This is a genomic window from Burkholderia sp. BCC1208, assembly GCF_902833095.1.
Lineage (GTDB): Bacteria > Pseudomonadota > Gammaproteobacteria > Burkholderiales > Burkholderiaceae > Burkholderia.
This window is the reverse complement of sequence record NZ_CADFDY010000007.1, coordinates 450,817-461,496: the sequence shown is the minus strand read 5'-3', so window position 1 is coordinate 461,496 and position 10,680 is coordinate 450,817. Positions and strand designations below refer to the sequence as shown.

At 69.2% G+C, this 10,680-nt stretch carries 10 protein-coding genes and 1 pseudogene; 6 read left to right on the top strand and 5 right to left on the bottom strand.

Annotated features, from left to right (window positions below; translation table 11 throughout):
• Positions 1 to 56 precede the first annotated feature (56 nt).
• The 3 genes from HWX09_RS19380 to HWX09_RS19370 all read right to left on the bottom strand — a co-directional run bounded on the left by HWX09_RS19380 (position 57) and on the right by HWX09_RS19370 (position 2,722).
• Positions 57 to 605 carry a hypothetical protein gene (locus tag HWX09_RS19380; RefSeq protein ID WP_027781076.1) on the bottom strand — a complete coding sequence of 183 codons (549 nt, stop codon included), beginning with the start codon at positions 603 to 605 and terminating at the stop codon, positions 57 to 59.
• A 207-nt stretch (positions 606 to 812) separates the two neighbouring features.
• Complete coding sequence (locus tag HWX09_RS19375; protein ID WP_027781075.1) at positions 813 to 1,745, bottom strand: DMT family transporter; 933 nt, start codon at positions 1,743 to 1,745, stop codon at positions 813 to 815.
• A gap of 182 nt (positions 1,746 to 1,927) precedes the next feature.
• Entirely contained in the window at positions 1,928 to 2,722 is a 795-nt protein-coding gene (locus HWX09_RS19370; protein WP_027781074.1) for an AraC family transcriptional regulator, read from the bottom strand.
• A 170-nt stretch (positions 2,723 to 2,892) separates the two neighbouring features.
• Between HWX09_RS19370 and HWX09_RS19365 the strand changes: the two genes are divergently transcribed.
• Complete coding sequence (locus HWX09_RS19365) at positions 2,893 to 3,726, top strand: molybdenum cofactor biosynthesis F family protein (protein WP_027781073.1); 834 nt, start codon at positions 2,893 to 2,895, stop codon at positions 3,724 to 3,726.
• On the top strand, positions 3,723 to 4,526 hold the full coding sequence (locus HWX09_RS19360) for an SDR family oxidoreductase (protein WP_027781072.1): 804 nt from the start codon (positions 3,723 to 3,725) through the stop codon (positions 4,524 to 4,526). Before HWX09_RS19365 ends, HWX09_RS19360 begins: the two co-directional genes overlap by 4 nt.
• Before the next feature lie 97 nt (positions 4,527 to 4,623).
• On the opposite strand, the gene HWX09_RS19355 is transcribed toward HWX09_RS19360, so the two are convergent.
• Positions 4,624 to 5,301 (bottom strand): hypothetical protein, encoded by a 678-nt coding sequence (locus HWX09_RS19355; RefSeq protein ID WP_027781071.1) that lies wholly within the window; start codon positions 5,299 to 5,301, stop codon positions 4,624 to 4,626.
• 325 nt (positions 5,302 to 5,626) lie between these two features.
• On the opposite strand from HWX09_RS19355, the gene HWX09_RS19350 reads away from it, so the two are divergent.
• The 4 genes and pseudogenes from HWX09_RS19350 (at position 5,627) to creD (ending at position 10,117) form a co-directional block, all read left to right on the top strand.
• Entirely contained in the window at positions 5,627 to 6,340 is a 714-nt protein-coding gene (locus HWX09_RS19350; protein ID WP_027781070.1) for an SDR family NAD(P)-dependent oxidoreductase, read from the top strand.
• Positions 6,341 to 6,416: 76 nt separating this feature from the next.
• Complete coding sequence (gene creB, locus HWX09_RS19345) at positions 6,417 to 7,154, top strand: two-component system response regulator CreB (RefSeq protein WP_027781069.1); 738 nt, start codon at positions 6,417 to 6,419, stop codon at positions 7,152 to 7,154.
• Positions 7,155 to 7,169: 15 nt separating this feature from the next.
• Positions 7,170 to 8,617: pseudogene (creC, locus tag HWX09_RS19340) on the top strand (two-component system sensor histidine kinase CreC).
• Positions 8,618 to 8,722: 105 nt separating this feature from the next.
• Positions 8,723 to 10,117: a cell envelope integrity protein CreD gene (creD, locus tag HWX09_RS19335; RefSeq protein ID WP_027781068.1), complete on the top strand. Its 1,395-nt coding sequence runs from the start codon at positions 8,723 to 8,725 to the stop codon at positions 10,115 to 10,117.
• Positions 10,118 to 10,195: 78 nt separating this feature from the next.
• Here creD and HWX09_RS19330 read toward each other — a convergent pair whose 3' ends face one another.
• The gene (locus HWX09_RS19330) at positions 10,196 to 10,618 is read right to left on the bottom strand and encodes a RidA family protein (protein ID WP_027781067.1); all 423 of its coding nucleotides are present in this window, start codon (positions 10,616 to 10,618) and stop codon (positions 10,196 to 10,198) included.
• Between the last annotated feature and the right edge of the window lie 62 nt (positions 10,619 to 10,680).

Below are 10,680 nucleotides of genomic sequence, written 5' to 3'. Positions count from 1 at the left end.
GTCCCGCGATTGCGGGACGGCCCGGCGCCTTTTTTACGTCCACGTCGACGCCGGCGTCAGGCGCGTTCCACGAACGCGTAGCGGCCTTCGACCTTGCGCGGAGTGAACCAGCCGTAGTCGGGGAACAACCGGTTGCGGACGAACCACACGTAACCGACCAGCACGACCGTGATCGCGAGGCTCGGCAACGCGGCCGACGGATCGCGCCCGAGATCGGCGACGGTCTTCGGCATCTGCAGCAGCGACAGCAGGATGAACGCGTGATACGCGCCGACACGATTGGTCGCGAAGCCCCAGATGAACAGCAGCGACAGCGGCACGGTCAGCGCAAGGAAGACGGTGACGAGGACGCCGCCGGCGCCCGATGCGAAGAAGTAGTACGCAAGCAACAGGCTGATGACCAGCTGGGCGATGCCGAGCGCGATCAGGATTCGGATGTGCACCTTGTTCTTGCGGCAGCGTTCGGGGTCTGGGCGCGACGCGATCAGGTGCGCGAGCACGCGATCCTTGAGCCCCTGTCCGGACAGTTCGGCCAGTGCATCGGCCTTCCTCGTTCCCGCGGATAGCAGCACCGCGATTCTTGTTTTGGCTTCCTTCCTGTTCATTGCGTGGCGGATTGTTGTTGGATGGTTGTCAAAGGGTCCGGCCACGCGAATATTGCATCTTGCGCAGTCGCGCGCAACGGTTTTGCGGTGCGCGGACACATTCCTACAGTCGCCGGCCGCGTTGTGGGAAGGCGGGATGGCGGGAATCGACGGGCGATGCGACGGCAGGAGGCCGCCGCCGTTTCCGCGGGACGCGATGAACGCGGGTCAGTCGGGAGCGGCCTGCGCGACGAGCGTCCCGCGTGATTCGACGGGCGGTTTGCGCCGTCGCGTCGCGCCGACGAGCATGCCGGCGACGACGAGCGCAATGCCGGCGACACGCGTGCCGGTCAGCGTTTCGCCGAACAGCGCGACCGCGAACAGCACGGCCGAAACCGGCGCGACCGCCGTGAACAGGGCCGCCTCGGTGCCGCTCGTGCGTGCCGAACCCGCATACCAGCACAGGTAGCCGAGCACGGTCGGGATCAACGCGTAGTACACGATCGCCGACACGGCGCCGACGGTCCAGCCGCTCGCCACCGCACGCCATTCGAACGCGGCCGGCACGAGTGCGAGCACGAAGCCGAGGCCCGACATCGCGGTGGAAAGCGCGAGCGGCGGCAACGGCGCGGCAAGCCGCCGGTTGAGCAGGATGAAGACCGCTTCGCAGGCGACGGCCGCCAGCACCAGCGCATCGCCGGCAAGCGTCTGGAGCGACGGCATCGCGTGGCCCGGCGCGAACGTGACGAACAGCACGCCGGCCGTGGCGAGCGCGGCGGCCAGCCAGTCGCGCGGCGTCTGCCGCTCGCGCAGCACGACGGCCGCGATCAGCGTCGACATGGCCGGCAGCGTGCCGAGCATCACGCCCGCATCGAGCGGCGACGACAGCTTCATGCCGCTGATCAGCAGCACCGTATAGCCTACGCCGCCCGCCGCGGCCTGGATGACGAGCAGCACGGCGTCGCGTGCGCAAATGCGCGGCCAGCGCATGCGCTGCGCGCGCATCAGCGCGAACAGCAGCGGGGTCGCGATCAGGAAGCGCAGCGCGGTGGCCGCGAACGGCGGCAGGCCGCCGGCCGCGAGGCGGCTCGCGATGACGGTGCTGCCGACGCCCGCCATCGCGGCGGCGAGATAGAGATAGCCGATCAGTCGTGTCTTCATGCGCCGCATCGTCGCGTACGGCGGCAGGATGCGTCTTGAACGAAATTGCAGCGGGAGAGGCGTGGAATGCGGTGTGCCGTCGACAAGCACCGACGTAATAGGTCGCGGCTGCCATCGAGGTGGCCACCGCCTTCGAATGCAATGTGCCCGGCGGCCCCGCGCTGCGCGGGCGATGGCGTTACTTAACCCGCCTGCGTGAACCGCCCCGGCGTGATCCCGAACTGGCGCGCGAACGCGCGCGTCAGGTGGCTCTGATCGGCGAAGCCGGCTTCAACCGCGGCATCGGCGATCGGCAGGCCGCTGGCCAGCAGCGCGCGCGCCAGCCGCGTGCGCTGCTGAACCAGATACGCATGCGGCGTGATGCCGAGCTCGCGCGCGAAGCCGCGCAGCAACTGGAAGCGGCTGACGCCACTCAGGTCGGCCAGCTCGGCGAGCGACACGGCTGCGCCCGGCGCTGCGTCGAGCCGCTCGCGGGCGACGCGGACCGCCGGCGCGACGCCCGCCGCCGGCAGCGTGCGGTTTGCGTGTCGGGCGAGCAAACCTGCGACGAGCATCACGAGCGCTTCGTCGCGGGCCAGCGGCTGGGTTTCGCCTGCGACGATGCGCGCATGCAGACGGCCGACGGCGGCCGCGAGCCGCGCGTCGCGCACGGCTGGATGCGCGAGCTCGACGCCGCCGAGGCCTTCTTCCGCCGCGACGCCCGCGACAAGCGCGGGGGCGAGGTACAGCATCCGCCAGCGCCGGCCGGTGCTGGCTTCGAGCGGCGAGCCGTCGTGCATCTCGCCGGGGTTGACCATGATCGCGTCGCCGGCCAGCGCGTCGACCTGCCCGCGGCCGCTCCACGACCGGTGCGCACCGCTGATGATCACGCCGACCCCGAATTCGTCGTGCGCGTGGCGCGGAAACGCGCGATCGGATTCGAGGCTGATTGCCTCGATGCCTTCGCCGGTGCGTCGGTAGTGGGTGACACGGTGCATGGGTGCTCCTCGCGCCGGTTGCGGCGCGGATCACGTGCACTTTAGCGCGTTCCGGCGCCGCGCGCCCTTCATCCTTTTGGGGGATACCGCGCCGCGCGCGCAGCCCGCACCATGTGCACGTGAGCAGCGTACACGGCCCGCCGGGCCTGAAGCTGCGCGGGAGACGGCAGGTGGAACGACAGGATCCGGTATTCATTCAGGTGGGCGCGCTGGCGGACGGCTTCGCGCCGGAAGCGAACGTCCTCGCACCCGTCGACGCGCTCGTCGGGCGGACGTTGACGCTCGGCGACGCATCGGGCACGTGGCGCCTCTATACGTTCGAGCCGGGCGCGCTGCAGTGGCGCGATACGGCGACCGATACGGGCGGCCGCGCGTCGTGCCGCGTGACGCGGCTGCGGGACGGCCTGTACTTCGTCGACTACATCGATGCCACCGCTCGGGCGACCTCGGTGAGCCTCGTGATCGATCTCGACACCGGCGTGTGGACGTCGGTCGTCGGTACGCTGCCGACGGAAGCCGACACGCGCATCGATGCGTTCACGCGCGTCGCGCGCGGGCTGCCGCTGACGGCCGTCGATGTGCAATTCCGGCACGGCACGCTCGGCGGCCATGCCCGGCCGGGGCCGCTGCATGCGCCCACGCGCGAGCTGATCGGCAAGCGGACGATGTACCGCTACAGCCCGACCGAATGCTACGAGCACATCTACCTGAACGAGAATTTCTACGCGTGGCAGTGCCTGCAGGGCGTCGAAGGCGGGCTGGCCGATGTCGACCGCTGTCATTACTTCAGGATCGCGGACGCGCTGTATCTGTTCGTGTGGCGCGAAAAGGTGGTGCCGACGCTCGGTGTCGTGCTGATCGACCTTGCGCAGCGCAAGACCGACGGCAAGATCTTCGGCTATCAGGGCGGCGATTTCGGCACGCTGTCGAATTTCCAGATCGGCGCTTACGCGCAGGTGCTGAACGAAACCGTGCACCCGCTCGGCGGCGAGGCGCGGCGATGACGGCCGTGCCGGGCAGCGGCCGCCTGCGTGCGGATTTCAGCGGGCGTGTCGTGCTTGTCACGGGCGCCGCGCAAGGGATCGGCGCGGCGATCGCGCGCCGTTTCGCGGAATCCGACGCGTTCGTCGCGGTCGCCGACCTGAACGGCGACGCGGCAGCCGCGCAGGCCGACGCACTGGCCGGCGCGGGCGGCGAGGCACGCGCATACCGGGTCGATGCCGCGAGCCGCGATGAACTGGGTGCGCTCGTCGCGGCGGTCGAGCGTGACGGCGGACGGCTCGATGTCGTCGTCCACAATGCCGCGTATTTTCCGTTGACGCCGTTCGTCCGGATCGACGAACCGACGCTCCAGCGCACGCTGTCGGTCAACCTGTCGGCGCTGTTCTGGCTTGCGCAGGCCGCGTTACCGGCATTCGAGCGCGCGGGGGCCGGGCGGCTGCTCGTCACGTCGTCGGTGACGGGGCCGCGCGTCGCCTATCCGGGGCTCGCGCATTACGCGGCGTCGAAGGCCGGCGTGAACGGCTTCATTCGGGCGGCGGCGCTGGAGCTGGCGCGCCGCAACGTGACGGTCAACGGCGTTGAACCGGGGATGATCCGCACGCCGGCGGCCGGCAATCTCGGCGACGCGTCGGTCGCGGCGCAAATCGCACGCGACATTCCGCTGGCACGGATGGGCGAACCGGAGGACATCGCGAACGCGATGCTGTTTCTCGCCTCGGCCGATGCGGCATACATCACCGGGCAGACGATCGTCGTCGACGGCGGAGCAACCTTGCCGGAGAGCGGCGCGGTGCTGGGGTAGCGGCGAGCCAGCGAGGGCGGTGGTTGCGGCGAGGCCGTGCCGGCGTCGGCGTGCGGCCCCGCACGATGCGAGCCCGTGCCGCCCACTGCCGCCGCGACTACAGCCAGCCGTTGCGGATGAATTCGACGATCGAATAGCGACGATGCTCGAGATCGTGCTGCCGGACGGCCTCGACGATGCGCGATACGCCATCCGCATAGGGCGTCGCGCCGGATACGCGCGATTCGAACTGGAGGCTGCATGCGCCGTCGTCGATGCGTATCCGGTGAATCGCATGGCGGCCGAGCTGATCGTCGGGGATGCCGAATTCGCCGCGCTGCACGGCCGGGTCGCGCACGGAGCGGATGTCTTCCGGCGGCACGCCGAGTGACCGGGCGATGCCGACGGCCGTGCCGGGGACGGACGTCTTGCCGGCCTGATGCGATTCGGTCACGTTGATCTCGCAGTCGCGAAACAGGTGGCCGCTGGTTTCCAGCATGCTCATGAACTTGAGCATCAGGATGTTCGTGTTCGGACACAGCACGACCGGAAAGCCGTACGCCCCGGTTTCGAGGTCGGAGCCGGTCGACAACTCGACGAGCGGCGACGCGGTGGCCTGGCAGAACGCGATCGCCGCGGCGAGTTCGCGGCCGGAACCGGCATGGACGACGATCGACCGGGTGTCGGTCCGCGTGCCGTCCGACCATGGCATCACGCGACAGGTGGCCGGGTCGAGCTTGTGCGAGCCGAGCAACTCGTTGGCGAGCTTGCCGGTTCCGATGACGAGTACTTGCATGGGATGGACGGGTTGAGGTTCGGGATGCGAGCTGGCGGTGACACGGGCGGCGGGCAGGCCGGCCCGGCCGTCGTGCCGCGCGCCACGCCTGGCGGGCATCGCGCATTATGCCCGGCCGTCCGACTGCGCGCTTGCCGGGCTTCTCCGGCGATGCATGGATTGCGATCCGTCTCGCGATGCCGCCGCCGCGCCGGCGCCCGGTAACCACGGCGAAACGACGGACGGACCGCATCACCGCACCCGCATCGCCGTGCGCACGAACGCGTGAACGGCGCTACGCTGTCGGCATTTCATCCCATCATCCTCGATCCAGGAGAACACATCGATGGAACACGACCTGAAAGGCAAGGCAGTCGCGATCACCGGCGGCTTCGGTCATCTGGGCGTCGCGACGGCCGCATGGCTCGGCGCGCGCGGCGCGCGCGTCGCGCTGATCGGCCGCGGCGCGGCCCCGGCGGCGCAGGCGCTGCCCGGCGTGCCGGCCGATGCGCTGCGCATCGGCGGCATCGATCTCGTCGATCCGCAGGCCGCCGCGCAGGCGCTCGACACGGTCAACCGCGAATTCGGCCGGGTCGACGCGCTGCTGAACATCGCCGGCGCATTCGCGTGGCAGACGATCGCCGACGGCGACGCCGCCACGTGGGACCGCATGTACGAACTGAACGTGAAGACGGCGCTGAACGCATCGAAGGCCGCGCTGCCGTATCTGGCGGCGAGCCAGGCCGGCCGCATCGTCAACATCGGCGCGGGTGCGGCGTTCAAGGCCGGCGCCGGGATAGGCGCGTATGCGGCCGCGAAGGCGGGTGTCGCGCGGCTCACCGAGGCGCTGGCGGCGGAACTGCTCGATCGCGGCGTGACCGTGAACGCGCTGCTGCCGAGCATCATCGACACGCCGCCGAACCGCAAGGACATGCCCGACGCCGACTTCTCGCGCTGGGTGCGGCCCGAACAGCTCGCGGCGACGATCGGATTCCTGCTGTCGGACGACGCGCAGGCGATCACCGGTGCGTCGATTCCGGTGAGCGGCCGCGTCGCGTAGCGCGCCGGGGAGGGGCTCGCCGGGGCCGGCCGTGCGTACAATGTCGCACCGGATTGCGCGACCCGAACCCGAGACCATGACTCAGCCCACCATCCTGATCGTCGAAGATGAACAGGCGATCGCGGACACGATCGTCTATGCCCTCGGCACCGACGGCATGCAGACCGTCCACTGCACGCTCGGGCAGGCGGCGCTCGAGCGCCTGCGCGACACGCGTGTCGATCTCGTGGTGCTCGACGTCGGCCTGCCTGACCTCGGCGGCTTCGAGGTATGCCGGCGGCTGCGCACGTTCACCGATGTTCCGGTGATTTTCCTGACCGCGCGGCACGACGAGATCGACCGGATCGTCGGGCTCGAGATCGGCGCCGACGATTACGTCGTCAAGCCGTTTTCGCCGCGCGAGCTGGCCGCGCGGGTGCGCGTGATCCTGCGCCGCTTCCACCGGGCGGCCGCACCGGAACCGGCGCCCGTGACCACACTGGAACCGGCGCCCGTGACCACGCCGGCCGACGCGCCTGCACCGGTCGCCGCCGGCTTCACTCTCGACGCCGACGGTGCGCGCGTGTCGTGGCTCGGCCACGCGCTGGACCTCACGCGCTACGAATTCGGGCTGCTGGCGCTGCTGGTCCGGCATCCGGGGCGCATCTATTCGCGCGAACAATTGATGGATCTCGTGTGGCACGAGGCGCTCGATTCGGCCGACCGTACGGTCGACACGCACGTCAAGACGCTGCGCGCCAAGCTGCGCGCGATCGATCCCGAGCGCGACCCGATCCGCACGCATCGCGGAATGGGCTATTCGCTGCAACCGTAACGACCGGCACCGCCCATGCATATCGGCCTGCGCATCTTCTTCGGTTTTTTCCTGATCGTCGGCCTGGCCGCGCTGATCACGCTGCGCGTATTCGGGAGGTGAAGCCCGGCGTGCGCGAAGCGATGGAGGACACGCTCGTCGATACCGCGCAAGTGCTGGCGACGCTGGCCGCCGACGACATGGCGAACGGACATATCGCCGACGGCGCGTTCGCACGGCAGCTCGGGAAACTGCACGAGCGCCCGGTCAGCGCGAACGTGTGGGGCATCCAGAAGAACGCGATCGGTTACCGTCTCTACATCACCGACGCGCACGGCATCGTGCGCTACGACTCGGCCGGTAGCGCGGTCGGGCAGGACTACTCGCGCTGGAACGACGTGTACCGGACGCTGCGCGGCGAATACGGCGCACGCAGCACGCGCAGCGATCCGAACGACGACGGCAGCACCGTGATGCACGTGGCGGCGCCAATCCGGCGCGGCAACGAGATCATCGGCGTGCTGACGATCGCGAAGCCGAACCAGACGGTCGCGCCGTTCATCGCGCGCAGCCAGCGCAAGATCATGCTGTACGGCGCGTTGCTGATGGGCGGTGCGATCCTGATCGGCGCCGCGTGCACGTGGTGGCTGGTGCTCGGGTTGCGGCGTCTGCAGCGCTATGCGCGTGCGATCGCGGCCGGCGAGCGCGCGTCGATGCCGCTGCAGGGCGCGAACGAGCTGGCCGAGCTCGGGCGCGCGGTGGAAAGCATGCATCAGCGGCTGGAAGACCGGCAGTACGTCGAAACCTACATCCACACGCTCACGCACGAGATGAAGAGCCCGCTGGCCGCGATCAGCGGCGCGGCCGAGCTGTTGCAGGAAGACATGCCGGTCGCGAACCGCCGGCGTTTCACCGAGAACATCCGCCGCCAGGCCGGCCGCCTCGAACAGATGATCCGCAAGCTGCTCGCGCTGGCCGAGGTCGAGCAGAAACAGCGCCTGTCGGTGCACGAGCCGGTCGCGCTGCGGCCGGTGCTCGAACAGCTCGTCGACGATATCGAGCCGCGCGCGCGGCAGCGCGGCGTGAGCCTGCGGATCGAGGCGAACGATGCGGCCGATCCGGCGGTCGTCGACGGCGATCCGTTCCTGCTACGGCAGGCGCTCGGCAACCTGCTCGACAACGCGCTGGATTTCGCGCCGCGGGGCAGCACGATCCGGATCGCGCTCGAGCGGCAGCCGGCGGGCAGGGCGCACGTCGCGGTCGTGCGCGTCGCGGACGACGGCCCCGGCGTGCCCGACTATGCGCTGTCGCGCGTGTTCGAGCGTTTCTATTCGCTGCCGCGCCCCGACGGGCAGGATCGCAGCACGGGCCTCGGGTTGTGCTTCGTCCGCGAAGTCGCGATGCTGCACCGTGGCCAGGTCGCGCTCGCGAACCGCGCGGAGGGCGGCGCGTGCGCGACGCTCACGCTGCCGTCGGCCGGCTGACCGCCCGCTTCACGCTCGCCACACATTCGCTTCACGCCGGCTTCAATCGCCCTTCACCGGGGCCGCTCATGCTGACCGTACCTTCCACTCCGGTACCTGCCAGCAATGAATCGAGTCCTGTTGTTCAAGTCCATGATTACCGCGTTTCTCGCGCTGGCAATCCTGATCCCGCTGCAGATGGTCCAGAGCATCGTGCGGGAACGCGCCGACTATCGGCAGAGCGCGCTGCAGAGCATCTGGGCGAGCTACGCGGGGCCGCAGACGGTGACGGGGCCGGTGCTCGTCGTCCGTTACACGGAAGTCACGCGCGTGAGCGACGACGCGCGCGCCGGCGGCAAGGCGAAAACCACCCTGAAAAGCGAGATGAAACGGCTGCTCGTGTTCCCGAAGACGCTGAACGTCGACGGCACGCTGTCGGTCAGCGAGCGCTATCGCGGCATTCACAAGGCGCTCGTGTACGGGCTCGACAGCCGGATGACGGGCACGCTGCCGCTGCCGGACCTTAAGAAGCTGCCGCAAGCGGACGGCCACGTGAGCTTCAGGATCGACGGCACGTATGTCGCGCTCGGCATCGGCGACCTTCGCGGGCTGAAGGCGCAGCCCGACCTGCGCATCGGCGGCAAGCGGATCGACGTGGAGCAGGGTACGCGGCTCGACAGCCTGCGCCAGGGCGTGCATGCGAACGTCGATCTCGCGGCGCTGGCGCAGGCAAACGCAGGGGCGACGGTCGTGCCGTTCAGCATCGGCCTGCCGCTGGCGGGCGCGGAATCGGTCGCGTTCGCGCCGGTGGGCGACCAGAACGACTTCTCGCTGAAATCGACGTGGCCGCATCCGAGCTTCGGGGGCGAATTCCTGCCGGCCGAGCGCAAAATCGATGCGCGCGGCTTCGTCGGCAACTGGCACGTGACGTCGTTCAATACGAAGGCGCGCGAGCAAGTGGCGTCCGGCAACGGCAACGGCGACGGCGGGATCGAGATGGCGTCGGTGTCGGTGATCGAACCCGTGAACGTCTATCTGCAGGCGGAACGCGCGACGAAATACGGCGCGCTGTTCGTGATGCTCACGTTCGCGAGCTTCTTCATGTACGAGCTCGTGAAGCGGCTGCGCATTCACCCGATCCAGTACACGCTGGTCGGCCTGTCGCTCGCGCTGTTCTTCCTGCTGTTGCTGAGCCTGTCCGAACATATTGCGTTCGGCTATGCGTATCTCGCGGCGAGCGGCGCATGCATCGGGCTGCTCGGTTTCTATCTGTCGTTCGTGCTGCACAGCGTGAAGCGCGGCGCGACGTTCGCGGCGCTGCTCGCGATGCTGTACGCCGCGCTCTACGGGCTGCTGCTGTCGGAGGACAATGCGCTGATGCTCGGTTCGCTGCTGCTGTTCGCGATTCTCGCCGGCATCATGACGCTCACGCGCCGCGTCGACTGGTATTCGCTCGGCGCCGCGTGGCAGCCGCTGGCCGACAAGCCGGGGGCGGTGAAGCCGGGTGCGCCCGCGAAGTAAGCGAGCGAGTTGCTGGCAAGCGCGCGCCGGTCGGGAAAGCCGTGACCGGCGCGCGTTTTCACGCGGGCCCGAGACGCTTCACGCATGCGATAGCGGGCGACGAAACCGCGCCAACGGAATTTCGGCGATGGCCGCGATTTCGATCAGCAGGTCGGGATGGTAGAGACGCTCGACCTGGACGGTCGTCGTCACCGGATAGGGCGCGGCGAAGCAGGTGTTGCGGATATCGCCGGCCTGCATGAATGCGTCGATGTCGGTAGCGTAATGGACGAGCGAGATCACGTCGCGCATCTGCCCGCCCAGTGCGGCCAGCACGTCGCGAATGTTGTCGAGCGTCTGGCGAACCTGAGCGCGCATGTCGCCGGCGCCGACTACCTGCCCGTCGCGATCGAGCGCGACCTGCCCCTTCAGATGCACGATCCGGCCGTCGCCCTGGATCATGGCCATCGAGAACGCGCCGAACGGCGCCCAGACTGTCGGTGGATTCACGGCTTCGGCCATCGCGCAGCTCCTGTGGGATCGAAATACGGCCAAACGCAGCGGCATGCCGCGCGCGGCGATCG